The organism is Streptomyces sp. NRRL S-1813, from assembly GCF_000719605.1.
Taxonomy (GTDB): Bacteria; Actinomycetota; Actinomycetes; order Streptomycetales; family Streptomycetaceae; genus Streptomyces; species Streptomyces decoyicus.
On sequence record NZ_JOHB01000016.1, the window covers coordinates 80,739 to 104,350 of the forward strand.

23 protein-coding genes are annotated in these 23,612 nt (G+C 72.3%); 12 read left to right on the forward strand and 11 right to left on the reverse strand.

Features of this window, described 5'->3' with window-relative positions:
• Both cobC and IF67_RS0122640 read left to right on the forward strand, forming a co-directional pair.
• Entirely contained in the window at positions 1-1,101 is a 1,101-nt protein-coding gene (gene cobC / locus IF67_RS0122635; protein WP_030988427.1) for an Rv2231c family pyridoxal phosphate-dependent protein CobC, read from the forward strand.
• A gap of 199 nt (positions 1,102-1,300) precedes the next feature.
• Complete coding sequence (locus tag IF67_RS0122640) at positions 1,301-2,590, forward strand: vanadium-dependent haloperoxidase (RefSeq protein WP_234341251.1); 1,290 nt, start codon at positions 1,301-1,303, stop codon at positions 2,588-2,590.
• Positions 2,591-2,822: 232 nt separating this feature from the next.
• Here IF67_RS0122640 and IF67_RS0122645 read toward each other — a convergent pair whose 3' ends face one another.
• Positions 2,823-3,770, reverse strand: a complete 948-nt coding sequence (locus tag IF67_RS0122645) for an SCO1860 family LAETG-anchored protein (RefSeq protein ID WP_030988432.1) — start codon at positions 3,768-3,770, stop codon at positions 2,823-2,825.
• 313 nt (positions 3,771-4,083) lie between these two features.
• Positions 4,084-5,175 carry an amidohydrolase family protein gene (locus IF67_RS0122650; RefSeq protein ID WP_030988434.1) on the reverse strand — a complete coding sequence of 364 codons (1,092 nt, stop codon included), beginning with the start codon at positions 5,173-5,175 and terminating at the stop codon, positions 4,084-4,086.
• Between the two features lie 563 nt (positions 5,176-5,738).
• Here IF67_RS0122650 and ectA point away from each other — a divergent pair.
• The 4 genes from ectA (at position 5,739) to thpD (ending at position 9,173) form a co-directional block, all read left to right on the forward strand.
• Positions 5,739-6,305 (forward strand): diaminobutyrate acetyltransferase, encoded by a 567-nt coding sequence (gene ectA, locus IF67_RS0122655; protein ID WP_030988437.1) that lies wholly within the window; start codon positions 5,739-5,741, stop codon positions 6,303-6,305.
• A 137-nt stretch (positions 6,306-6,442) separates the two neighbouring features.
• Entirely contained in the window at positions 6,443-7,711 is a 1,269-nt protein-coding gene (gene ectB, locus IF67_RS0122660; protein ID WP_030988439.1) for a diaminobutyrate--2-oxoglutarate transaminase, read from the forward strand.
• Between the two features lie 46 nt (positions 7,712-7,757).
• Positions 7,758-8,174 carry an ectoine synthase gene (locus IF67_RS0122665; protein ID WP_030988441.1) on the forward strand — a complete coding sequence of 139 codons (417 nt, stop codon included), beginning with the start codon at positions 7,758-7,760 and terminating at the stop codon, positions 8,172-8,174.
• Positions 8,175-8,273: 99 nt separating this feature from the next.
• Complete coding sequence (thpD, locus tag IF67_RS0122670) at positions 8,274-9,173, forward strand: ectoine hydroxylase (RefSeq protein ID WP_030988444.1); 900 nt, start codon at positions 8,274-8,276, stop codon at positions 9,171-9,173.
• A 130-nt stretch (positions 9,174-9,303) separates the two neighbouring features.
• Here thpD and IF67_RS0122675 read toward each other — a convergent pair whose 3' ends face one another.
• From IF67_RS0122675 to IF67_RS0122695, 5 genes are all read right to left on the reverse strand, one after another.
• Positions 9,304-10,374, reverse strand: coding sequence for an alkene reductase (locus IF67_RS0122675; RefSeq protein WP_030988446.1), 1,071 nt, complete (start codon positions 10,372-10,374; stop codon positions 9,304-9,306).
• 114 nt (positions 10,375-10,488) lie between these two features.
• Entirely contained in the window at positions 10,489-11,550 is a 1,062-nt protein-coding gene (locus IF67_RS0122680) for an aminotransferase class V-fold PLP-dependent enzyme (protein WP_030988448.1), read from the reverse strand.
• 113 nt (positions 11,551-11,663) lie between these two features.
• A complete protein-coding gene (locus IF67_RS0122685; RefSeq protein ID WP_030988450.1) occupies positions 11,664-12,368 on the reverse strand; it encodes a DsbA family oxidoreductase in 705 nt (234 codons plus the stop codon).
• A 55-nt stretch (positions 12,369-12,423) separates the two neighbouring features.
• The gene (locus IF67_RS0122690) at positions 12,424-13,101 is read right to left on the reverse strand and encodes a class I SAM-dependent methyltransferase (protein WP_030988452.1); all 678 of its coding nucleotides are present in this window, start codon (positions 13,099-13,101) and stop codon (positions 12,424-12,426) included.
• Between the two features lie 87 nt (positions 13,102-13,188).
• A complete protein-coding gene (locus IF67_RS0122695; protein ID WP_030988453.1) occupies positions 13,189-13,653 on the reverse strand; it encodes a glycine-rich domain-containing protein in 465 nt (154 codons plus the stop codon).
• A 703-nt stretch (positions 13,654-14,356) separates the two neighbouring features.
• On the opposite strand from IF67_RS0122695, the gene IF67_RS0122700 reads away from it, so the two are divergent.
• Both IF67_RS0122700 and IF67_RS0122705 read left to right on the forward strand, forming a co-directional pair.
• A complete protein-coding gene (locus tag IF67_RS0122700) occupies positions 14,357-15,139 on the forward strand; it encodes a helix-turn-helix domain-containing protein (protein ID WP_030988455.1) in 783 nt (260 codons plus the stop codon).
• 46 nt (positions 15,140-15,185) lie between these two features.
• Positions 15,186-15,875, forward strand: a complete 690-nt coding sequence (locus IF67_RS0122705) for a class I SAM-dependent methyltransferase (RefSeq protein ID WP_030988457.1) — start codon at positions 15,186-15,188, stop codon at positions 15,873-15,875.
• Here IF67_RS0122705 and IF67_RS0122710 read toward each other — a convergent pair.
• Both IF67_RS0122710 and IF67_RS0122715 read right to left on the reverse strand, forming a co-directional pair.
• The gene (locus IF67_RS0122710; protein WP_030988459.1) at positions 15,817-16,368 is read right to left on the reverse strand and encodes a GNAT family N-acetyltransferase; all 552 of its coding nucleotides are present in this window, start codon (positions 16,366-16,368) and stop codon (positions 15,817-15,819) included. The two genes, IF67_RS0122705 and IF67_RS0122710, sit on opposite strands and share 59 nt — an antisense overlap.
• 5 nt (positions 16,369-16,373) lie before the next feature.
• Positions 16,374-17,936 (reverse strand): aldehyde dehydrogenase (NADP(+)), encoded by a 1,563-nt coding sequence (locus tag IF67_RS0122715; RefSeq protein ID WP_037839714.1) that lies wholly within the window; start codon positions 17,934-17,936, stop codon positions 16,374-16,376.
• Between the two features lie 139 nt (positions 17,937-18,075).
• Here IF67_RS0122715 and IF67_RS0122720 point away from each other — a divergent pair, with 139 nt between their 5' ends.
• The 4 genes from IF67_RS0122720 to IF67_RS0122735 all read left to right on the forward strand — a co-directional run bounded on the left by IF67_RS0122720 (position 18,076) and on the right by IF67_RS0122735 (position 21,221).
• Positions 18,076-18,846: an IclR family transcriptional regulator gene (locus IF67_RS0122720; protein ID WP_030988463.1), complete on the forward strand. Its 771-nt coding sequence runs from the start codon at positions 18,076-18,078 to the stop codon at positions 18,844-18,846.
• Between the two features lie 132 nt (positions 18,847-18,978).
• Positions 18,979-19,134 carry a hypothetical protein gene (locus IF67_RS43830; RefSeq protein ID WP_158713145.1) on the forward strand — a complete coding sequence of 52 codons (156 nt, stop codon included), beginning with the start codon at positions 18,979-18,981 and terminating at the stop codon, positions 19,132-19,134.
• 44 nt (positions 19,135-19,178) lie between these two features.
• Positions 19,179-20,396, forward strand: coding sequence for a sensor histidine kinase (locus IF67_RS0122730; protein ID WP_078889577.1), 1,218 nt, complete (start codon positions 19,179-19,181; stop codon positions 20,394-20,396).
• A 114-nt stretch (positions 20,397-20,510) separates the two neighbouring features.
• On the forward strand, positions 20,511-21,221 hold the full coding sequence (locus IF67_RS0122735; RefSeq protein ID WP_051818451.1) for a response regulator transcription factor: 711 nt from the start codon (positions 20,511-20,513) through the stop codon (positions 21,219-21,221).
• Between the two features lie 61 nt (positions 21,222-21,282).
• On the opposite strand, the gene IF67_RS0122740 is transcribed toward IF67_RS0122735, so the two are convergent.
• The gene (locus IF67_RS0122740; protein WP_051818453.1) at positions 21,283-22,662 is read right to left on the reverse strand and encodes a hypothetical protein; all 1,380 of its coding nucleotides are present in this window, start codon (positions 22,660-22,662) and stop codon (positions 21,283-21,285) included.
• Entirely contained in the window at positions 22,662-23,612 is a 951-nt protein-coding gene (locus IF67_RS0122745; protein WP_030988470.1) for a 5-dehydro-4-deoxyglucarate dehydratase, read from the reverse strand. Before IF67_RS0122745 ends, IF67_RS0122740 begins: the two co-directional genes overlap by 1 nt.

A 23,612-nucleotide genomic window follows, 5' to 3' on the forward strand; every position in this document is an offset into this window, starting at 1 on the left:
ATGCCGGCGCACACCGGGTCCGCACCGCTGCGGGACGCCGACGCGGACGCCCCGCCGCACGAGCCCGATCTGCGGCACCACGGCGATGCCGAAGTACGGGGCGCGGAAGGCGCATCGACGGATCTGACCGATCTTGCGGTGAATGTCCGCAGCGGCACTCCCCCGGCCTGGCTCAAGGCACGGATCGCCGCGTCGCTGGACGGCCTCGCCGCGTATCCGGACGGCCGCGCGGCGCGCCGGGCGGTTGCCGCACGGCACGGTCTGCCCGTGGAGCGGGTGTTGCTGACCTCGGGGGCCGCGGAGGCGTTCGTGCTGATCGCGCGCGCCGTACGGGCCCGCCGGCCGGTCGTGGTGCATCCGCAGTTCACCGAGCCCGAGGCGGCGCTGCGGGACGCCGGGCACGACGTCACCCGGGTGCTGCTCGATGCGCGGGACGGCTTCCGGCTGGATCCGGCCGCGGTGCCCGCGGACGCCGATCTGGTCGTCGTCGGCAACCCCACCAACCCCACCTCCGTCCTGCACCCCGCGGGCGTGCTGGCCGGCTTGGCGCGGCCCGGCCGGACGCTGGTGGTGGACGAGGCCTTCATGGACGCGGTGCCCGGTGAGCGGGAGGCGCTGGCCGGGCGCACGGATCTGCCGGGCCTGGTCGTGCTGCGCAGCCTCACCAAGACCTGGGGGCTGGCCGGGCTGCGGATCGGCTATGTGCTGGCCGCCGCGGACACCGTCGCCGCCCTGGAGCGGGCGCAGCCGCTGTGGCCGGTCTCCAGTCCCGCGCTGGCCGCCGCCGAGGCGTGCTGTGCGCCGGAGGCGCTGGCGGAGGCGGCCGCGGCGGCCGCGGAGATCGCCGTGGACCGGGCTCATCTGCTGGCCGGGCTGGGCGAGTTCCCGCAGATCAGGGCGGCCGGCCCGGCAGCGGGCCCGTTCGTGCTGATCCGGCTGCCGGACGCGGACGGGGTACGGGCCGCGCTGCGGGCCCGCGGCTTCGCGGTACGCCGGGGTGACACCTTCCCCGGACTGGGCCCCGGCTGGCTGCGCCTGGCGGTGCGGGACCGGGCCACGACCGACCGGTTCGTGACGGCGCTGGGCGAGGTACTCGTGTAGGGGTGCCGAGCGGATCCGCGCGGAGCGAGGAACGGGGCGGGGCCCGGAATCCGAGTACACCGGCGCACCCCTTCCCGTCAGCGCATCGGTGTGACCGTTCACCCTTTTGGCTGTTAAGTCAGTTATGGATACTCCTCGTTCGGGTGGACGGACCGCCCTCGGCGCCCTCGCTTCCCTCCTGCTCCTCGCCCTCACAGCCGTGACCGGCCCCGCCGCCACCGCCACCGCCGTCGGCCACGCGCCGCCGGCGGCGGACCCCCAGGCGGTGCGCGACTGGAACGCCCTCGCCACCGACACCATCAGCGCCCACGTCGGCGCCACCCGCCCCTCCGGGCAGGCGGTCATCTGGCACGGGTTCGTCTCGGCCGCCGTCTACAACGCCGTGGTCGGCATCCAGGGCCGCTACGCCCCGTACAAATGGCGGGCACGCGGGCCCTCCACCGCCTCGCCCGAGGCGGCGGCCGTGACCGCCGCCCACCGCGTACTGCTGACGTACTTCCCCGCCTCGCAGGCCCCGCTCGATACCGCGTACGCCGCCTCGCTCGCCAGGATCCCCGACGGCACCGCGAAGCGGCAGGGCGTGGCCTTCGGGGAACGCGCCGCCGGCCACCTCGTCGCGCTGCGCGAAGGAGACGGCCGGTTCGCCCCGGTGGAGTTCACCGCCGCGCCCGCACCCGGTGTCTGGCGGCCCACCCCGCCCGCCCATCAGCCCTTCATCGACCCCTGGCTCGGCAGACTGCGCCCCATGCTGCTGGCCTCCCCGTCCCAGTTCCGTCCCGGCGGACCGCCCGCCCTGCCCTCGGCCCGCTACGCCCGGGACGTCAACGAGGTGAAGACCATGGGCGCGAGGACCGGATCACCCCGCACCGCGCGGCAGACCGAGACCGCGCTGTTCTTCGGGGGCAACCTGACGGTGCAGCTCCAGTCGGCGTTCCGGGACCACTCCGCCCGGCACCACCTGGACATCGCCGAGACAGCCCGGATGTTCGCCGCGGCGAACGCGTCGGCGACCGACGCCGTGGTCACGGCATGGGACGCCAAGCTCCACTACGGCTTCTGGCGGCCGATCACCGCGGTCCAGCTGGCCGGCACCGACGGCAACCCCGCGACCGAGGCCGACCCGCAGTGGCAGCCGCTGCTCGTGACCCCGCCGCACCCCGACTACCTCAGCGGCCACACCACGGTCACCGGCGCCGTGGTCCGGACCCTGACCGGGATCTTCGGCACCCCGCACCTCGACCTCACCTTTTCCTCCGAGGCCACCGGCACCACACGGCACTACGACCGGGCCGCCCGGCTCAACGGGGACATGATCGACGCCCGTGTCTGGGGCGGAATCCACTTCCGCACCGCCGACATCGACGGGTGCGAGGCCGGCCACCGCATCGGCGGCTGGACCCTGGCCCACTACTTCCGGCCACTGCACCCGGCACGCCCGCACGCCACACCGCCGGCCCCGTCGACGTGCCCGCACGGCAGCGCGGGCTGACCGGGCCCGTACCGCCGGCCGCCTTTGCACAGGGCCCCCGGACGGGAGGAGCCGGACGCGCCCGGTAGCACAGGCCGCTTACGGGCAGACCTCGCCGGGGCCCCGACACACCACGCATGGGTCCCCGGCGAGGGTGAGGTGCGCCGTACCGGCCGCTCGGCCCGTACAGCGCGCCTCGGGCCGTACACCGCGCGCGACGCCCCCACAGCACCGGCGCGGTGTACGGGGTCCGTCAGCTGTTGCCGCCCTGCGCGGCGCCGCGGCGCCGGCGGGCGAAGCCGACCGCTCCGGCGCCCACGGCGACGAGCAGGGCCGCGCCCCCGGCGAGATACGGGGTGGCCGAACTGCCGCCGGTCTCCGCGAGGTTCTGGGTGCTGGGCCGCGAGCCCGTCTGCGTCACCTCGGTGCCCTTGCCGCCGGCCGGCTCGGTGCCGCCGGTCCGGCCGTCGTCGTGCTGCTCGGGCGCCTTGACGCCCGGCGCGGTGCAGGCGGCCCGGGCCAGCGTGACCCGGCCCTGCACGTCGGCGACGTTCAGCTTCAGCGGGTTGAGGGAGACCTTCAGGTCGAGCGCGGTGGCCGCGGCGCTCTTGGACAGGACGTTCTTCTTGGACAGGTCGAGCCGCACCTCGCCCACGCCCGGCACCTTGACGTCCGTCGTGCCGCCCGCCGTGAGCGTGACCCGCTTGCCCAGGACGAGGACGCTGCCCAGCACATTCGACTCGGCCCGGGGACGCTTGCCCGCCTCGCACACCGCCTTGGCGGTCACCTGCTGGACCTCGATCAGGGACAGCAGCGGCAGACCGGGCAGATGCACCTTCGCCTTCACGAGGTTCGCGTAGCCCTCGGTGCCGTGGCTCCCGGTGGTGGCGCGTGCGGTGGCGGCATCGGCGCGCAGCACGCTGAACGGCTTGCCGTGGTTGATGCCGTCGAGGTTGACGGTGAGCGCGGTCTTGTCCGCGGAGGCCGGGGCGTGCACCTCGTTCAGGACGGCGTTCAGCGGGACGTCGAGCGTCTTGTTGAGCAGCCCGACGTTCAGGCCGGTGCGCAGCACGACCGCGTCGGCGGTGCCGCGGGCCGGGCCGTGGTCTCCGGTGGCATGCGCGGGTACGGCGCCGAGCAGGAGGGCGGAGCCGGCCGTCAGTGCGGTGGCGACGAAGGTCGCGGCGAGGCGTCGGGGCATGCCGAAGGAGCAGGTGGGACTGGTGGACACGAGTGTGGAACCCTCACAGGAGAAATGGAGCCGCCGGCCGCGCCAATGGGGGACATCACGCGGGCCGACGACCTCGACCCGCACATCGTGTCCGCACAGAGGGTGAACGGGCAGCCACGTGACGTCAGTTCACCCCAATGGGTGGTTTCCGGGTATTTATTCGATTCCTGTGACACTGGGCGCCACCCACGCAACAGCGGCCCCACCACTCGGGTGACCCCGGTTGACCGGGCGGGATTCCCCGGGTCACCCCATCGGGGCGGCCCGGGAAAACGGCTGCCGGCTACCCCACGACCTGCCCGCGCAGCACCACCCGCCGCGGCGCGGCCAGCACCCGGACGTCCTCGCGCGGATCGCTCCCGTAGACCACCAGGTCCGCCGGGGCGCCCTCGGTGAGGCCGGGGCGGCCGAGCCAGTCCCTGGCGCCCCAGGTGGTGGCGGAGAGCGCCGCCACGGCGGACAGACCGGCCTTGGTCAGCTCGGCGACCTCCTCGGCGACCAGACCGTGGGCGAGCGAGCCGCCGGCGTCCGTACCGGCGAAGACGGGCACACCCGCGTCATAGGCGGCCCGTACGGTGTCGTAGCGGCGCGCGTGCAGGCGCCGCATGTGGTCCGCCCAGCGCGGGAACTTCCCCGCACCGCCGTCCGCGAGCCGCGGGAAGGTGGCGATGTTGACGAGCGTGGGGACGATGGCGACGCCACGCTCCGCGAACAGCGGGATGGTCTCCTCGGTGAGCCCGGTGGCGTGCTCGATGCAGTCGATCCCGGCCTCGACGAGCGGGGCGAGGGAGTCCTCCGCGAAGCAGTGGGCGGTCACCCGGGCGCCCAGCCGGTGGGCCTCGGCGATGGCCGCCTCGACCGCGCCCCGGGGCCAGCAGGCCTCCAGATCGCCCGTGGAGCGGTCGATCCAGTCGCCGACGAGCTTGACCCAGCCGTCCCCGCGGCGGGCCTCCTGGGCGACATAGGCGACCAGGTCCTCGGGCTCGATCTCGTGGGCGTAGTTGCGGATGTAGCGCTTGGTGCGGGCGATGTGACGGCCGGCGCGGATGATCCGCGGCAGATCCTCCCGGTCGTCGATCCAGCGGGTGTCGGAGGGGGATCCCGCGTCGCGGATCAGCAGCGTACCGGCGTCACGGTCGGTGAGCGCCTGTTTCTCGCTGGTGGGGGCGTCCACCGGGCCGTGTGCGTCCAGGCCCACGTGGCAGTGGGCATCGACCAGGCCCGGCAGCGCCCAGCCCGTCACGGTGGTGGCATCCCGTGCCATGGCCGGCCGGTCGAAGGTGACCCGGCCGCCGACGACCCACAGCTCGTCGCGCACGTCGTCCGGCCCGACGAGGACCCTCCCCTTGAGGTGCAGCACCGCACCTTCACTCATGGACGTCATACAGGCACTGTAGGCGGCGTCACCCAGCGTACGGACGCGGCGGTCGCACACGCTGCGCGACCGCCTCACCCGCCGTTTCCCGGAAAGCCGCGCGGCGCCCGCGCTATTCGCCCCGATCGCTCTCCGTATCGCTTCCGTACGGTTCTGCGTACGTTCTCCGCAGGCTTCCGGCCATTGTCTCGCGCATGTTCTTGCGGGCCTTGCCATGGGCTTGCCCCGCAGGTTTCGATGGGCCTTACGCCAAGCCCTCCGGGGGCGAATTCCCAATTCTCTGCGCGTACAGCTTCCCGTATTCTTCTGCCCGCTTTTCCGCACCTCAAACGCCACGATTTCGCTAGTGGCAAGTTCCGTAATTCGGACGGATCTCGTAGGCGTTACGGAGCTGTGACCGACTACACAACGTGTCCGTTTCGCCCCGAACATCCAGGTCAAATCGGGTCATCCCGCGGTGGCATCGCGCGTCCGGGCGCCCCCGCGCGATAACACATCTTGGCCGCTTCCGTAACCCCTGCTCGCGATGCAATTTCGCTTTTCCCTGGGTAAATTTAATTTCTATGACCGCCGCACAAGCAGACCATGCAGGTGCCCGAAGCGATATCAGAGAATTTCCGGAGGGCTTCAAGCTCGACACCCCACGCGTGGAGGACGGAGCCGCGATCTGGCGTATCGCCCGCGACTCGAAGGCACTGGACCTCAACTCCTCCTACAGCTACCTCCTGTGGTGTCGCGACTTCGCCGCCACCTCCGTAGTCGCCCGCGACACGGAGGGCGAGCCGGCTGCCTTCGTCACCGGATACATCCGCCCCGAGCGCCCGGACACGCTCGTCGTCTGGCAGGTCGCCGTCGACGACGCGCACCGTGGCCAGGGGCTGGCGGCCGCACTCCTGGACGGGCTCACCGCCCGTGCCGTGGACGAGCTGGGCGCGCGTTTCGTCGAAACCACCATCACCCCCGACAACGCCGCATCCAACCGGTTGTTCGCGTCCTTCGCCGAGCGGCACTCAGTGCCTCTCAAGCGCGAGGTGCTCTTCGACGCAGGGCTGTTCCCGGAGCAGGGCCACGAGCCGGAGGTGCTGCACCTCATCGGCCCGTTCGAGCCACCAGCCCGCCCGGAGCACTGACGCTCCCAGGGCCGCTCGGCCACCGCGCCGCAGCGGCCGTGCGGGACCCGGCACCACACCCGTGACACCGCCGGCAACCGCCCAGCCCCCCCAAGACTTCCTGATCCTTTTCGCCACTCATCTCCCAGGAGCATGCTGTGACCATCACCCAGCCCGATCTGAGCGTCTTCGAGACCGTGGAGTCCGAGGTCCGCAGCTACTGCCGCAGCTGGCCCACGGTCTTCGACCGCGCGCAGGGCAGCCGCATGACCGACGAGGACGGCCACACCTACCTCGACTTCTTCGCCGGCGCCGGGTCGCTCAACTACGGCCACAACAACCCGACCCTCAAACGCGCCCTGATCGACTACATCGAGCGGGACGGCGTCACCCACGGCCTGGACATGTCCACCACGGCCAAGCGGGCGTTCCTGGAGTCGTTCCAGAACATCATCCTGCGGCCGCGTGACCTGCCCTACAAGGTCATGTTCCCGGGCCCGACGGGCGCCAACTCGGTCGAGGCCGCGCTCAAACTGGCCCGTAAGGTCAAGGGCCGCGAGTCGATCGTGTCCTTCACCAACGCCTTCCACGGCATGTCGCTGGGCGCGCTCGCCGTCACCGGTAACTCCATGAAGCGGGCCGGTGCCGGTATCCCGCTGGTGCACGGCACCCCGATGCCGTTCGACAACTACCTCGAGGGCACCTACCCGGACTTCCTGTGGTTCGAGCGGCTGCTCGAGGACCAGGGCTCCGGCCTCAACACCCCCGCCGCCGTGATCGTCGAGACGGTCCAGGGCGAGGGCGGCATCAACGTCGCCCGTCCCGAGTGGCTGCGCGCCCTCTCCGACCTGTGCGAGCGCTGGGACATGCTGCTCATCGTCGACGACATCCAGATGGGTTGCGGCCGTACGGGTGCCTTCTTCTCCTTCGAGGAGGCGGGCATCGTGCCGGACATCGTCACCGTCTCGAAGTCCATCAGCGGCTACGGCCTGCCGCTCGCGCTCACCCTGTTCAAGCCTGAGCTGGACATCTGGGAGCCGGGCGAGCACAACGGCACCTTCCGCGGCAACAACCCGGCGTTCGTCACCGCCGCCGCCGCGCTGGACACCTACTGGGCCGACGGCCAGATGGAGAAGCAGACTCTCGCCCGCGGTGAGATCGTCGAAGCGCACCTGAAGGCCATCGTCGAGGAGCACCCGCAGGCCATCGCCGAGTACCGCGGCCGCGGTCTCGTGTGGGGCCTGGAGTGCATCGACAAGCCCCTGGCCAACAAGATCGCCAAGCGCGCCTACGAGCTGGGTCTGCTGATCGAGACCTCCGGCCCGGAAAGCGAGGTCGTCAAGCTGCTGCCCGCGCTGACGACCACACCCGAGGAGCTGGACGAGGGCCTTCGCGTCCTCGCCCGCGCGGTCCGCGACTGCGCCTGACCACTCCAGAGCTCCTTACCGTTCCACAGAAAGGCACCGAGTCACCGTGATCGTCCGATCCTTCAAGGACATCGAAGGCACCGACCGCCACGTCAAGGCCAAGTCGGGCACCTGGGAGAGCAAGCGCATCGTGCTCGCCAAGGAGCGCGTCGGCTTCTCGCTGCACGAGACCACCCTGTACGCCGGTACGGAGACGTCGATGTGGTACGCAAACCACATCGAAGCCGTACTCTGCGTAGAGGGCGAGGCCGAGCTCACGAACGACGAGAACGGCGAGAAGCACACCATCACGCCGGGCACGATGTACCTCCTCGACGGGCACGAGAAGCACACCATGCGGATCAAGAAGGACTTCCGCTGCGTCTGCGTCTTCAACCCGCCGGTCACCGGCCGCGAGGACCACGACGAGAACGGCGTCTACCCGCTGCTCACCGAGCCCGAGCCGGAGCCCGAGACGGTCTGAGGCGTCGGCATCGCCCGCCTGCCCCGTCCGGCAGCTGAGAAAGGCACGCCCACACGCACGAAAGTAAGAACCCGTACGAGAGGAGAGGAAGGCAACACCATGACCACCGCACCCGAGCGCACCGCCGACCTGTACCCGACCCGTGGGACCGCTGAGGTCATCACCCCGCGGAAGGACCCGGTGGTGTGGTCGCAGCCCGGAACGGCCGGCCCGTTCGCGCCGTCCGAGCTGAGCGACTTCGAACGCGACGGCTTTTTCGCCATCGGGGAACTGCTCACGGCGGAGGAAGTCGCGGTGTACCGCGCCGAACTGGACCGTCTCGTCCTCGACCCGACGATGCGCGCCGACCCGCGCTCCATCGTCGAGCCGAAGTCTGGCGACGTACGGACCGTGTTCGAGGTGCACAAGATCAGCGAGGTGTTCGCCAAGCTGGTCGCCGACCCGCGTGTGGTCGGGCGTGCCCGGCAGATCCTCGGCTCGGACGTCTACGTCCACCAGTCGCGGATCAATGTGAAGCCCGGGTTCGGTGCCACCGGCTTCTACTGGCACTCGGACTTCGAGACCTGGCACGCCGAGGACGGTCTGCCGAACATGCGCACCGTGTCGGTCTCGATCGCGCTGACGGAGAACTACGACACCAACGGCGGCTTGATGATCATGCCCGGCTCGCACCAGCACTTCGTGGGCTGTGAGGGCGCGACGCCGAAGGACAACTACAAGCGGTCGCTCCAGATGCAGGACGCGGGCATCCCGTCGGACGAGGTGCTGACGAAGATGGCGGACAAGCACAGCATCCGTCTCTTCACCGGCCACGCCGGCTCGGCGACCTGGTTCGACTGCAATGCGATGCACGGCTCGGGTGACAACATCACGCCGTACCCGCGCAGCAATGTCTTCATCGTCTTCAACAGCGTGGACAACGAAGCGGTGGAGCCGTTCGCGGCGCCGGTCCGGCGCCCGGAGTACATCGGAGCCCGGGACTTCACGCCGGTGAAGTAGTCACGGCGAAGCACGGGTGGCGCGGCTGCCGCACAGCAGGGTCTGTGCGGCGGCCGCGCTGCCGTGTGTCCGGCGGCCGGACGGGCGGGGCGCTCGTACGGGCCGCTCCGCCCGCCCGGCCGCCGGTCGTTCAGGCGTCCAGCGCCGGGTAGTCGAGGTAGCCGGTGTCGTCGCCGCCGTAGAAGCTCGCCCGGTCGGGAGTGTTGAAGGGGCCGCCGCGCGCGAGCCGCCGGGGCAGGTCGGGGTTGGCGAGGAACTGCCGCCCGAAGGCCAGCAGATCGGCCGTGCCGTCCTCGATCAGCGGCAGGTCCTCAAGGCCGGTGGGGCGCCCGCCGTCGGCCGGATTGAGCAGGAAGGTGCCGGTGAAGTGCTTGCGCAGCCGGGCGATCAGCTCGTGGTCGGGGACGTCGCACAGATGCAGATAGGCCAGTCCGAGGGGTTCGACGGCCTGGAGCAGCGCGGTGTAGAGCGGCTCGGGGGCGGGCTCCTCGATGCCGTTGAAGGGGTTGCCCGGGGAGAGCCGCAGACCGGTGCGGTGCGCGCCGACCGCCTCGGCCACCGCCCGGGTGACCTCGACGGCGAAGCGGATCCGGCCCTCGGCCGAGCCGCCCCAGTCGTCGGTGCGCAGATTGCTGTTGGGGGCCAGGAACTGGTGGACGAGATAGCCGTTGGCGCCGTGGATCTCCACCCCGTCGAAGCCCGCTTCGACGGCGTTGCGGGCGGCGGCCGCGAACTCCGCCACGGTCGTGCGGATTTCGGCGTCGGTGAGCTCGTGCGGGGTGACGCAGTCCGCCATACCGTCCTCGGTGAAGACCTGGCAGGCCGCGGCCACCGGGGACGGGCCGACCGGTATCAGCCCGTCCGGCAGCAGCACCGGGTGGCCGATCCGGCCGCCGTGCCACAGCTGCGCAAAGATCCGGCCACCGGCGGTGTGCACCGCGTCGGTCACCCGGCGCCAGCCCGCGATCTGCTCGGACGTGTGCAGGCCGGGGGTGAAGGGGTAGCCCTGGCCCACCACACAGGTCTGGCTGGCCTCGGTGATGATCAGCCCGGCCGAGGCGCGCTGGGTGTAGTACGTGACCATCGAGTCGGTCGGCACCCCGCCGCCCTCGGTGGCCCGGTTGCGGGTCATGGGAGCCATGACGATGCGGTTGGCGAGCGGGATACCGGCGAGGTCTACGGGGTCGAACGCGGTGGTCACTGAGGGCCTCTCAACTGCTGCTCGGGACATGGTCGTTGCCCATTACATCAGTTGCCTCAACGCCCCGAGCCCCGCCCCGTATTCCCCGCCCCCGCCCCGTATTCCCCCGGCGTCCTAGTCCAGCAGGGCCAGCAGCCGGTCCACGTCGTCCGTCGAGTTGTAGAGGTGGAAGGCCGCCCGGAGCAGCCCGCCGCGCACCGCGATCCGCACACCCGCCTCGGTCAGCCGGTGCTCCGCGTCCGCGATCCCGGGGGTGGAGACGATCGCCGAGCCGGGCGCGGGGCGGGGTGTCAGACCGCGCTCGGCCAGCCCCGCGCGATAGTGGTCGGCGAGCGCGGTGTTGTGGGCGTGGACGGCCTCCACGCCCAGCTCCCCGAGGAGGCCGAGGGACTGCTCGGCGCCCACGTAGGAGTAGTGGGCGTGCGGTTCGTCGAAGCGCCGGGCGGTGGCCGCGGGCTGGATCAGCCCGTAGTTGGACTCGCCGATGTCCTCCCCGGCGACCCAGCCCGCATGGAGTGCGGCCGGCCACTCCTCGCCCCGCCCGTACTCCCCGCCGAAGGCCATGAAGGTCGTCCCGCGCGGGCACAGCAGCCACTTGAAGGCCCCGGCGACGACGAAGTCGAAGTCTGCGGCGCGCAGCGGCAGCCAGCCGGCTGCCTGGGTGATGTCGAGGTAGGTACGCGCTCCGTGGGCCGCCGCGGCCTCGCGGACCGCCGCCATATCGGCGATCCGGCCGTCCAGTGACTGCACGGCGCTGAAGGCGACCAGCGCGGTGCCGGGGCGCACCGCATCGGCGAGCGCCTCCAGCGGCACGGTGCGCAGCTTGATCCCCGGGTGGGCGGCGAGCGGATTGACCAGGGAGCTGAAGTCGCCCTCGGGAGCGAGCACTTCGGCACCCGCCGGGAGCGAGGCGGCGACGAACGCGGACTGCACCGCGACCGAGCTGCCGACGGCGACCCGCTCGGCGGGGACGTCCAGCAGCCGGGCGAAGGCGGCACGGGAGGCCGTGGCGGCGGCGAGGTAGTCGCGGCCCATCGTGCCGTGGGAGGCGGACTCCTCGATGGCCGCGCGCAGGGCGTCGGCGCTGCGCCGTGGAAGGAGTCCGCTGGAGGCGGAGTTCAGATAGGTCGTCTCGGGCGCGAATTCGGCCCCGCCGAGTGGCTCACGTCGATACATGCCCCCACTGTGCTCGGCGATCGACCCCGCGTCCATGGCGAAGCTGCTGGGCCGGGCCGCAACCGTGCCTTATCGGCGCAGGTCACGTGGGGTGCGGGCAGGCCGGCCCGGACTCACTTCCCGGGCACGGCGCAGCCGTCGTCACCGCACACCGCGGACTCGCCGTCCGCCGGGATCTGCACCACGCCGTCGGCGTGCGCGCGCTCCAGGGCCTGCCGGAAGACCTCGGCGGGCTGCCCGCCGGAGATGCCGTAACGGCGGTCGATGACGAAGAACGGCACACCGGTGGCGCCCAGCTCCGCGGCCTCGCGCTCGTCGGCGCGCACCTCCTGTGCGTACGCCTCGGGATCGGCGAGCACCCGGTCGGCCTCCTCGGCGGGCAGCCCCGCGCCGACGGCGGTCTCGCGGAGCACGGCGGAATCGCCGAGCGTCCTGGCCTCGGCGAAGTTGGCACGGTAGAAGGCGTCGAGCAGGGCGTCCTGGACGCCGTGCGCCCGCGCCGCGTGCAGCAGCCGGTGCAGGTCGAAGGTGTTGCCGTGGATCCGGTCGGAGCGGTAGTCCAGCCCCTCCCCCGCCGCCGCATCGGCCACCCCGGCCTCCATCGCCTCGGCCTGCTCACGGCTCACCCCGTACTTCGTGGCGAGCATGTCGAGCACCGGGATGTCGGTGGCGGCCGGCGCCTTCGGGTCCAGCTCGAAGGAGCGGTGCACCACCTCGACACCGTCGCGGTGCGCGAAGGCGGCGAGCCCCGCCTCGAAGCGGGCCTTGCCGATGTAGCACCAGGGGCAGGCGATGTCGGACCAGATTTCGACGCGCATGAGCTGACTTTCCTCGTCGTGAAGGTGTCCCGGTGCAACCTCGGGGGGCGGCGGGCTATTCCCGTCGAACGCCACGGACGAGGAGCGTGCCGATGCGCCGCTTCCCCTCAGCCGGGGCCGGGAGCACCGCGGCCGTACCGTCGGCAAAGCCGTGTTTCTTGAGGAGTGCCTCCCACGTCTCGGGTTCGTGGTCCCATCGCTTCACCACGGCCGGATCGTCGTCGGGGCCCCGCGGGATGTACGAAGCCTGACACCCGTAGCACCCCTGAACCGCAGGACGTTGCGACATGGCGAATACTCCCCCTGGCTTCAGCCTCTTGATTACGGCCGGAAGCATCAGCGTGGGGTCCGTGAAGTAGGCGGCCCCGAAAACCGAGTAGATCGCGTCGAAGGGTTGAGCTGAGGCAAGGTAGTCCATTGCCTCACTCCGGTGCAGTTCCATGCCCCTGGTGTCGGGCCAGCGCTCGCGAGTTTTGGCAAGCTGCGCCGGGGACAGGTCCACCCCCACAGCCCGCATGCCAAGGGTGGCCAGGTGAACGAGGTTCCCCCCGCTTCCGCACCCCAGGTCCAGGACCCGTCCACCAGGCGGCAGCGAGAGCGGTTCGGCTCCGGGTCCGTGGTCGGGGTACTGGGTCCAGTTGAACCAGGTGGCTTCGCCCCTGGCGTTGATCTTGCGCCGCTGAGCCTGGCCCTGCGAGTAGGTGTCCCATGCGGCGACGCATGTGTCGGTCATGTACGTCCGTCTCTTGTCATCGCGCCAGCCGCCCGGGACGGTACCGGACGGCTGCCGCAGTTCAGCGCGGGTCCCGTTGCCGCGACGCTACGTGTTCACAGGGCTGTCGGAGCACCCGGCGTGGCACTGCGAGCAATCTGCCGAGCAGTCCGCGGCGTTCTCGCCCGGCCAGAAGGCGGGGTCGATCTCGTAGCCCGCAGCACTGATCGCGTTCCGTGTTCGGATGAGGGCGGCCCGCGCCTCCACAGGGTTCCGGCTGCCTCGGTCCGGTACGTGGTGGATGAAGCCCCCTAGTGCTGTGCAAAAGTCCGCGTAGAGCTTCGTGCGCAGCACGAACGCATGCCAGAAGAGGTCCACGCGGCGGCTGGGGGTCATCGGTGCGTCCGTGCCGGCGCTGGTGGCCAGAAAGACCACCATCTGGTGCACGCCCCGATCGCCGAGGTCGTCGGAGAGTTCCGGCCACTCCTCGCGGACAGTCACGATCAGGTCGCCTCGGATCTCGGGAGCGATCAGCTCGAAAGCCCTCGTGGAACGGTCATGGGTGATCGTCATGTCATTGCCTTCCGGTTGGGTGGTGCGTGATCGTCCGGCGCGCCCGTGCCCACTCGGAACGGGAGTCTCTGTGCGCTCCGGCTCGCCCTGGTGCCGTGGAACAGCCCTCATCCCAGGCGGCACGTCAGTGAAGGCGGACCGGGGGATGAAGGCGGCAGGACTTCTTGAGCCCGCATGCAGCGGGGGCACCTGCACGGGGGCCAGGCTCCGGATGTCTCCGGGCTGAGAGGTTTGTCAGCGCTGCTGCCCAGGTACGTGACCGTGGCCTCCCACGTCTTGCCGGAGTCACGCGAGACACGCACAGTCATGGTCATGGGCGGTTCCCCACGTGGAAGCGGTGGTTCCGGAGTCGCACGTTCGCGTCCGTTGCGGCGGACAGGTCACCGCGTTCGCGAGCTTCCTGGCGCTGCACGGCGAGGTCGGCGCAGACGGCACAGCCCTCCACGGGGTGGGTTGCAGCTCCGGCAGCGAAAGGGAGACCGCTGCGCCGACACCGCCTCCAGGTGCCCCCTCATTGCGTTTGGCCATGTGCTCCGCCTCTCTCCCTGGCTGTCTCCTCGGTGCTTCGATGTTCTCGGCGCAGGAGGGAGATAACGACGACGCTTCAGGCGTCGCCAGGGCGTCACTCGGGAAGGCGTCAAAGACACCTGAGTGGGCGTCAAAGCGGTGTCATTCGGAGGTGGTTCGGTCTAGTTTTGACGTCATGACGACGACCACTGTTGTGCCGAATGATGTGCTGCGGGCCGTACGACTGGGGCTGCGCCTGAGTCAGGACGAGTTCGCAACCGCATTACGGCGCGCGGGCATCGAGCTGGGAGAGCCCAACGAGGCATCAAAGCGCCTGGTGCAGCGCTGGGAATCCGGTGTCAGCAGGACGCCGCGGGGCGTGTACGCGCGAGCCTTGGAGCGGGTCACAGGCCGCCCGGTGGAAGCCCTCGGATTCTCCCTGCCGCTACCGATGGCACGGGTTCACACAGATGGGACAGGAGGGCATGACATGGATGCCGGGGCGGAAGGTGTTACCGCTGCGGTCGTGGGCCCGCAGAAGGCCACGCAGCGTGCGGGCGAGGTGACGTTCATGGGCGTGTGGCTCAGCCGGTACGAGTTCTACTCCTCCAGCCGGCATGCCGCGTACGAGGGCCGACACTACGTAGTGATCGTCCAGCACGGAAACCGGCTGACCGCGCAGAGCCTGCCCGGTGCGAGCAGCAATCCGGACAGCCCGCTCACGCTGGACCTCACCGTGGACCGGAACGTCATCACCGGTTCCTGGGTGGAGCAGACGGCCGCCGACGGCTACTACAACGGCGCGCGCTACCACGGCGCCGTTCAGATGCTGGTCGAGCCGACCGGCCGCCGCATGACCGGCAAGTGGGTCGGCTTCGGCAAGGAATTCGACGTGAACACCGGTCCTTGGGAACTGCGCCTGGTGGACCGCTCGACCGGCAAGGCCGCGCTGGCGCAGTACAGCACCCCGCCCGAGTGACCCGGCAACTCAGGATGGCCGGCTGTCCCGTGGGTACGGTCCGGGCATGACCTCGCCACAGGGATTCCTCGGCTTCTGGGAGACGACCGGGTCCGCCAAGACCTTCACCCATCCACTCGATCCGGCGCTGTTGGATGCCTACGTACCGCGGGGCGCGCGGCTTCTGGACTACGGCTGCGGCTACGGGCGGCTGACCGCCGAACTGGCCGGGCTCGGGTACGGCGCGGTCCGCGGGGTGGATGTCTCGGCGGCGCTGATCGCGCGGGGGCGTCGGGAGCATCCGGGGCTGGAGCTGATGCGGTGCCCCGGGTTGCCGCTGCCCTTCGAGGACGGCGCCTTCGACGCGGCGCTGCTCTTCGCGGTGCTCACCTGCGTTCCCGGGGACGCGGACCAGACGGCGATCGTCGGGGAGCTGGGGCGGCTGGTGCGGCCCGGCGGGGTGCTGTATCTGAGCGATGTGCCCTTGCAGAACGATGCGCTCAACCGGGAGCGGTATGCGCGGTTCGCGGAGCGCTACGGGACGTACGGGGTGTTCGAGACGCCCGATGGCGGGGTGTTCCGGCACCATCCGCCGGAGCGACTGCGGGGGCTGCTGCGGGAGGCGGGCTTCTCGGTGCAAAAGGAACGGGTGGGTGTGGTGGGCACGCTGGACGGGCGGACGGCGGAGCGGCTTCAGCTCATCGCCCGCAGGGAGCCGGCGGCGCCGCAGTCGCCGCCAGGTCCAGCGTCAGGGTGAGGTGGGTGGCGTCGGGGGCGGGGCGGCGCTCCGGGTCGGGGCGCCAGCCCAGGGCGTCGTAGAAGGCACGGGCGCGGTGGTTGTACCAGCGGACGTCGAGGACCGCCCGGGAGAAACCGGCCGTGCGCCAGGCCCCGAGACAGGCGGTGTGCAGGGCGCGGCCGATGCCGGTGCCCCAGTGGCGGGGGTCGACATGGAGCTGGTGGAGCGTGACGGCCGGCCGGCGGTGTCCGTCACGGTGCCGGTACGAGGCCGCGCCGACGACCGTGCCGTGCCGGGCGGCGCAGAGCGCGGGGGTGTCGTCCCGCTCCAGGACGCGCGACCAGGCCTCGTGCTCGCGGGCGTGCTCGGCCGGGACGTCGAAGGGCGTGTCCGGGAACCGCGCGCGGTGCGAGGCGGCACGGGCACCGGTGTGCAGGGCGGCGATCGCCGCCAGGTCCGCGCGGGTTGCCGCACGGACCTGGACGGAGGCCTCGTCGGTGGTGGGGTGCACGGGTCCTAGGCGTCCTCGGGCCGGTCGTGGGCGCCCTCGGGCCGGCCGTCGACCCGGCGTGGCAGGCCGAGCGGGTTGTCCTCGCGCAGCTCGGGCGGCAGCAGCGCGGGCGGGGTGTCCTGGTAGGCGACCGGGCGCAGCCAGCGTTCGACGGCGGTGCCGCCGACGGAGGTGGAGGTGGACGTCGTGGCCGGGTAGGGGCCGCCGTGGTGCTGGGCGGGAGCGACCGCGACACCGGTCGGCCAGCCGTTGACGACCACCCGTCCGGCGAGCGGGGTGACCTCGGCCAGCAGCCGGGCACCGCGGCCCTCGTCGTCGGTGCCGGCGCCCTCCGCGTCGCCGAGGTGCACGGTCGCGGAGAGGTTGCCGGGCAGGCGGGCGAGTACGGCGCCGATCTCGGCCTCGTCGGTGTAGCGGGCGACGACGGTGACCGGGCCGAAGCACTCCTCCAGCAGGAGGTCGTGCGGCCCTTCGGCGGCGAGGCGGGCGGCGGGGACGGCGAGGAAGCCGGCGCTGACGGTGTGCTCGCCGCCCGCGCCCGGCGTCACCGGCGCCTCGACGTCGGGGAGGGCCGCGCGGGTACGGACCCCGTCGAGGAACGCCTCCCGCATCCGGTGGTCGAGCAGCACCCCGGCCTCGGTGTTGCTGACCGCGTCGGTCAGCGACTTCAGCAGCCGGTCGCCGCCGGCGCCCGCGGGCGCCAGGACCAGGCCCGGCTTGACGCAGAACTGGCCGACGCCGAGCGTCATCGCACCGGCCAGCCCGGCGCCGATCTGCTCGGCGCGCTCCCCGGCCGCGGCCTCGGTGACCACGACGGGGTTGAGGCTGCCCAGCTCGCCGTGGAAGGGGATGGGGTGCGGGCGGGCCGCGGCCGCGTCGTACAGGGCACGGCCGCCGCGCACCGAGCCGGTGAACCCGGCCGCGGTGATCAGTGGGTGGCGCACCAGGTCGATACCGGCCTGGAAGCCGTGGACCAGGTTCAGCACGCCCTCCGGCAGGCCGACCTCGGCGGCGGCGCGGCGCAGCAGTGCGGCGCACAGCTCGGAGGTGGCCGGGTGGTCGGGGTGCGCCTTGACCACGACGGGGCAGCCGGCCGCGAGGGCACTGGCGGTGTCGCCGCCCGGCACCGAGAAGGCGAGCGGGAAGTTGCTGGCGGAGTAGACCGCGACGGGGCCCAGCGGGATCTTGTAACGGCGCAGGTCGGGGCGGGGCGGGGCGAGGCCGGGATCGGCGTGGTCGATCCGTACGTCGAGGAACGCGCCCTCCTGCACGAGGTCGGCGAAGGCCCGCAACTGGTAGGTGGTGCGGCCGAGTTCGCCGGTGAGCCGGCCGGGGCCGAGCGCGGTCTCGGCGTCGGCGGCCTCGATGACCGCCTCGCCCGCCTCGTCGAGCAGATCGGCGGCGCGGCGCAACAGGGCGGTGCGTACGGCACGGTCGGCGAGCGTGCCGCGGGCGGCGTGTGCCGCGCGGACGACGGTATCCACCTCGTCGGCTGTGGCCTCCACCGCAACCTGTTCCCGCTGCTTCCCGGTTCGGGGGTCGACACTCCAGACTGGTGCTGCTGCCACCGTGCATTCCTTCCGGACGATGCCTGCCGGGTCTTTCCGAGTCCTGCCGCACTTCGGAGCGCGTTCGATATGCTGAACGTTGTCCCAGATAGTGAACAACTGGGACTCTATGGCTGTCCGAACAGAGGGGTCAAGGGCGATGTCAGCTGCCGAGACCGGTGGATCTCAGGTCAAGTCCGCGGTGCGGACGGTGGAATTGCTCGAGTACTTCGCGGGCCGTCCCGGTATGCACAGTCTGGCCTCCGTCCAGGAAGCTGTCGGCTACCCGAAATCCAGCCTCTACATGCTGCTGCGCACCCTGGTCGACCTGGGCTGGGTCGAGACCGACGCCACGGGCACCCGCTACGGTATCGGCGTCCGCGCGCTCCTGGTCGGCACGTCCTACATCGACGGCGACGAGGTGGTGGCCGCGGCCCGGCCGACGCTGGACCGGCTCTCCGACGACACCACCGAGACCATCCACCTCGCCCGCCTGGACGGCACCAACGTCGTCTACCTCGCCACCCGTCAGTCGCAGCACTATCTGCGGCCCTTCACCCGCGTCGGCCGGCGGCTGCCCGCGCACTCCACCTCGCTGGGCAAGGCGCTGCTCGCCACGTACACCGACGACCAGGTGCGGGCGATGCTGCCGCCGGCCCTCGCGCAGCTGACCGAGCACACCCTCACCGACCGCGAGCAGCTCATCGAGGAGCTGCATACGGTGCGCGAGCAGGGTTATGCGGTCGACCGCGAGGAGAACACCCTGGGCCTGCGCTGCTTCGGCGTCGCGATCCCCTACCGCACCCCGGCGCGCGACGCGATCAGCTGCTCGGTGCCGGTGGCCCGGCTGACCCCGGCCCATGAGCAGATGATCAAGGACACCCTGTTCGACGCCCGCGACCGGCTGACGCTGGCCACCCGGCGGCTGTGAGACACCTCCACCGGTCCGGCTGAGCGTCTCCTCCCCCGTCGGTCCGGCTGAGTACCCCCTCCCCCGTACGGCGGAGGGGGATCGTCGTCGCGGCCGAGGCGCGCAGGGGCGGCCGCGGCAAGGCTGGTCGCCGTGAGTCATGAGACCTGCCCGAAGCCGCCCACACCGCTGATGAGCCTCATCTACGCTGTCCGGATGACCGTCGGGACGATGGTGGACGTGGTCGTGGCCGGGGCCTTTTTCTTCGCCGAGTCCTTCGCCGAACGCGAGGCCGTCCGGTGCGACTGACGGGTCGGCGCTGGGTCCATCTGGTGCTGGGCGGTGCGCTGTTGATGCCGTTCTTCCTGCTGGCGTCGGTCGTTCTCCCGCTCTTCGCGGACGGTGCCGACCCGCTGCGCCAAGTGGGCTGGCAGTTCGTCGCGTTCGGCTGTGCGCTGCCGCCGGCCGCCCTGACCGCACTGCTCTTCCCGCTGCTGCGGCCGCTGGAGGTGGCCGCCGTGCGGTCGCTGTGCGGGGTGCCCGCGGAGCGGCTGGCCGAGGGACCGGCCGTCTCGTGGGCGGCCCGGCGGCGTACGGCGCTGTGGTTCGTGGCGCATCTGCTGGCCGGGGGGATCGTCAGCGGGATGACGCTGTCCGCGCCGCCGGCCGCGGTCCTGCTGCTGGTGCTGCCGTTCTCCGGCCCTTTGCGGCACACCGCGCTGGGGTGGCCGGACGCCTTCCACGGCGTGCTGGGGCCGCTCGCCGGGCTCGCGCTGCTGGCCCTGGTGACTGGCACCGCCTGGGGGGCCGGGGCACTGCTGGGCCGCTGGGCCCCGGTGCTGCTGGGGCCGACGCCCGCCGACCGGCTGGCCGCCGCCGAACGCCGGGCGGCCGATCTGGCGTCCCGCAACCGCCTGGCCCGCGAACTGCACGATGCCGTCGGACATGCGCTGAGCGCAGTCACCCTCCAGGCGAGCGCGGCCCGCCGGGTCCTGGACGCGGACCCGGAGTTCGCCCGCCAGGCACTGGCCGCCATCGAGGAGACCACCCGCGAGGCGGTCGCCGAACTGGACACCGTACTGGGCCTGTTGCGCGAGGAGGACGGCGCCGATCCGGCCGCGCCCGCACCGACCCTGGACGGCCTGGAAGCCCTGCTCGGCCGGACCCGGGCGGCGGGCGTGGCGGTGGAGGCGACGGTCGAGGGGCCGTGCGCGACGCTGGCGCCGGTGGTCTCGCGGGAGGCCTACCGGATCGTGCAGGAAGGCCTCAGCAACGCACTGCGGCATGCCGGTCCGGTGCCGGTCCGACTCCATCTCCGGCTGAAGGAGGGGGAGTTGACGATCCTTCTGGAGAATCCTGTGACCGGTCCCGCGGGCGGCTCCCCCGCGGCGACGGCCCGTACGGGCGGGGGGCGCGGGCTGCGGGGGATCGCCGAGCGGGCACGGCTGCTGGGCGGCGAGGCGACGGCCGCGGCCGATGACGGCGCATGGCGGCTGATGGTCCGGCTGCCGCCCGGGGGAACTACGGGGGCGAGGAGCGGGGCGTTGAGGGCGCGACGAGCGGCCCGATGAGCGGCCCTTGATCGGGGCCGACGGATGGCACGGAACCGAAAGCCCGGGACAGGGTGACCGGAGACCGGGACAGGTGACAGGTGACAGGGTGAGCGGAGACCGGGTGAGCGGGGCATGACCACGAAGCAGGACGACGACCACCGGACCCACGACGGGGACGTCCCGCGCCCCCTGCGCATCGTGCTCGCCGACGACGAACGGATGGTGCGCACCGCGCTGCGCGTGATCCTGGGCGCCGAGGCGGACATGGAGGTCGTCGGCGAGGCGTCGACCGGCGCCGAGGCGGTGCCGCTGATCCGTGAACTGCGCCCGGACATCGTGCTGATGGACGTCCGGATGCCGGAGATCGACGGGATCCGCGCGACCGAGCAGGTGCTCGCCGGGATGGACGAGCCGCCGCGCATCATCGTGGTGACGACCTTCGAGAACGACGCCTACGTCTACGACGCGCTGCGGGCCGGCGCCAGCGGGTTCCTGCTCAAGCGGTCCGGCGCGGAGGACCTGATCCGGGCCGTACGGCTGGTGGCGCGCAGCGACTCGCTGCTGTTCCCGGCGGCGGTGCGCCGGCTGGCCGCCCGGCACGCCGGGGAGCGGGCCGCGGCGGACGCGGCCCGGACCCTGCGGGCCCGGCTGTCCGAGCGGGAGCGTGCGGTGCTGCGGCTGATGACGGCCGGGCTGACCAACGCCGAAATCGCGCAACGGCTGGGGGTGGGCCCGGCCACGGTCAAGACGCATGTGGCGGGGGTGCTGGCCAAGCTCGGGGTGCGGGACCGGACCCAGGCGGTGATCGCCGCGTACGAGTGCGGGTTCGTCCGGCCGGGCTGAGCGCCGAGGGAGCGCCGGAGGGAGCACCGGGGCGGTCCCGTACGGCCCGTACGGGGTGCCCCTACGGGGTGACCGGGCCCCCGGTATCCGGCCTGCCCGTCGGGGCGGGGCAGCAGGCGGTCCGCTGCCCGGAGTTGTCCCCGATCTCGCGCAGCGCGTCCCCTACGGCCGCCAGATCGCGGTCGCTCGCCAGGCCCGCGTGGTAGAGCCGCAGTTCCGTCGCGCCCAGGGAGGCGGCGTGCGCGGCGTCGGCGGCGAGGGTGCCGGGGCTGCCGCCCAGGCCGGAGACCACGGTGACATTGGCAGCGATCGTTGAGGCGGAGGCCCCGGGCGCGGTCACGGAAGCCCCGGCGGCCGCGGCGGCCCCGGCCGGACAATCGGCGCCCCCGCCCAGGCGGTCAGCGCCCCCGGCCAGGCAGTCAGCACCCCCGGCCCAGCGGTCGGCGAACGGGCCGAGTACGTCCGCGCGGGCGGCGGCGTCGCCGGTGCACGGCAGCACCACTCCGTCGGCGTGCGCCAGTACGTCCGCCGGGTCGACACCGACGTTGGCGCCACAGCGGTGTGCGGCGGGGTCGGCATGCAGCAGTACCCGGAACCTGTCCGCCGCGGCGTCCCGTACCGCACGGACCGCCGCCCGCTGCAACGTACGGGCGGCCCCGTCCCGCCAGCTGCGCAGCAGCCGCGCGAGCTCCGCGCCGAGCAGCTCCTCGACCGCGGCCCACTCCCCCTCCCGTCCCCCCGGTCCGGCCCGGCCGGCGGACCACTGCGGCTCCAGGGCCCGCACCACGGCGGCCCGCACCTCCCGTGCGGGCACGCCCAGCCGCGTGTACCCCGCGGCGCACACCGTGCAGAAGCACACCGACATCAGATACTGCGCGGCGCCGGTCAGCGGCACTCCGCCGGTCTTGTCGTGGGCGTGCAGATGGGCCAGTCCGTACCAGCCGCAGGACTCCAGCTCGGTGCCCAGAGCTCCGGGCCGTACGGCCGCCTCGGCCGCCAGGTCGACGAGGTACTCGCGCACCTCGGGCCGGGCGATGCACGGTGCCCACGGGTACGGGTCGCCGTAGGCATTGCGTACGACGGCGGCCGGATGCTCCGCGCCCAGGCGGGAGTTGTGCGCCAGGACGACCCAGGTGTGCACCTCCAGACCGGCGTCGGCCAGCGCCCGCGCGGCCGCGCCGAACGGGTCCGGTCCGGCCGTCCAGTCCTGGGTGGCGGGGCGCAGCGCCCGGCCGGCCCAGCGGGCGGGGTCCGGTGGATACAGGACGGCGGCGTGCCGGGCGGTGACGATGCGGTGGCGGGGGTGGCGCGGGGTGAGGGCGCGGGTGGAGTGATAGGCGGAGGCCAGGGTGACCTGCTGGATGCCGAGGCCGGCGAGACGGTCCGCGGCGGCCGGGTCGCCGACCACGTCCCAGGGGTAGAGGAACGCGGCGGTGCGCATCAGACGCCGGCCCCCGGCCCGTCCGCGACCAGGGCCAGGCCCTGTTCGATCAGCCCGGCCAGCTCCTCGACGTGCGCGGGGGCCGGTTCGCTGAGCGGCGGCCGGACCTCGCCGACCTCCAGGCCGCGCAGCCGTACGCCCGCCTTGACCAGCGAAACGGCATAGCCGCGGCCTTGGTTGCGCAGTTCGACCAGCGGGCGGTAGAAGCCGTCCGTCAGCCGCTGGACGGTGTGGTCGTCGCCGCGGGTCAGCGCCCGGTGGAAGGCGAGGGCGATCTCGGGGGCGAAGGCGAAGACGGCGGAGGAGTAGAGGCGGACACCCAGGCCCAGGTAGGCGGGGCCGGTGAGTTCGGCGGTGGGCAGCCCGTTGAAGTAGAGGAAGTCCTCGTCGGGGGACTCGGTGCGGACGGTGCTGATGATGCGCTGGAGCAGATCCAGGTCGCCCACGCCGTCCTTGAGGCCGATGATGCCCTCGGTCCGGGCCAGGGCGGCGACGGTGGCCGGTGTGAAGACGGCGTTGTCACGCTGGTAGACGATGACGGGGAGCGGGGTGGCGGCGGCGAGTTCGGTGTAGTGCCGCAGCAGTCCCTGCTGGTCGGCGACGACGAGGTAGGGCGGCAGGGCGAGCAGCCCGTCGGCGCCCGCGTCGTGGGCGAGACGGGCGAACCGGGCGGCGAGCGCGGTGCCGTAGCCCGCACCGGCGACGACCGGCACCCGGCCCTCGGCCTCCTCGACCGCGGCCGCGACGCAGTCGGTGAACTCCTCGGGGGTGAGCGCATGGAATTCCCCGGTGCCGCAGCAGGCGAAGACGGCGGCCGCGCCCGCGTCGATGCCGGCGCGCACATGGGCGCGGAAGGCCGCCAGGTCCAGGGCGCCGTCCGGCGCGTACGCGGTCACGGGGAAGAACAGCAGTCCGTCGAGGCGGTCGGCGAGCGGAGATTCTGGGGTCAC

Coding starts and splice junctions, on each gene's coding strand:
- cobC (WP_030988427.1), top strand. CDS start 1: ATGCCGGCGCACACCGGGTCCGCACCGCTGCGGGACGCCGACGCGGAC.
- IF67_RS0122645 (WP_030988432.1), bottom strand. CDS start 3,770: ATGCCCCGACGCCTCGCCGCGACCTTCGTCGCCACCGCACTGACGGCC.
- IF67_RS0122650 (WP_030988434.1), bottom strand. CDS start 5,175: ATGAGTGAAGGTGCGGTGCTGCACCTCAAGGGGAGGGTCCTCGTCGGG.
- ectA (WP_030988437.1), top strand. CDS start 5,739: ATGACCGCCGCACAAGCAGACCATGCAGGTGCCCGAAGCGATATCAGA.
- thpD (WP_030988444.1), top strand. CDS start 8,274: ATGACCACCGCACCCGAGCGCACCGCCGACCTGTACCCGACCCGTGGG.
- IF67_RS0122680 (WP_030988448.1), bottom strand. CDS start 11,550: ATGTATCGACGTGAGCCACTCGGCGGGGCCGAATTCGCGCCCGAGACG.
- IF67_RS0122685 (WP_030988450.1), bottom strand. CDS start 12,368: ATGCGCGTCGAAATCTGGTCCGACATCGCCTGCCCCTGGTGCTACATC.
- IF67_RS0122690 (WP_030988452.1), bottom strand. CDS start 13,101: ATGACCGACACATGCGTCGCCGCATGGGACACCTACTCGCAGGGCCAG.
- IF67_RS0122695 (WP_030988453.1), bottom strand. CDS start 13,653: ATGACGATCACCCATGACCGTTCCACGAGGGCTTTCGAGCTGATCGCT.
- IF67_RS0122700 (WP_030988455.1), top strand. CDS start 14,357: ATGACGACGACCACTGTTGTGCCGAATGATGTGCTGCGGGCCGTACGA.
- IF67_RS0122705 (WP_030988457.1), top strand. CDS start 15,186: ATGACCTCGCCACAGGGATTCCTCGGCTTCTGGGAGACGACCGGGTCC.
- IF67_RS0122720 (WP_030988463.1), top strand. CDS start 18,076: ATGTCAGCTGCCGAGACCGGTGGATCTCAGGTCAAGTCCGCGGTGCGG.
- IF67_RS0122730 (WP_078889577.1), top strand. CDS start 19,179: ATGCCGTTCTTCCTGCTGGCGTCGGTCGTTCTCCCGCTCTTCGCGGAC.
- IF67_RS0122735 (WP_051818451.1), top strand. CDS start 20,511: ATGACCACGAAGCAGGACGACGACCACCGGACCCACGACGGGGACGTC.
- IF67_RS0122740 (WP_051818453.1), bottom strand. CDS start 22,662: ATGCGCACCGCCGCGTTCCTCTACCCCTGGGACGTGGTCGGCGACCCG.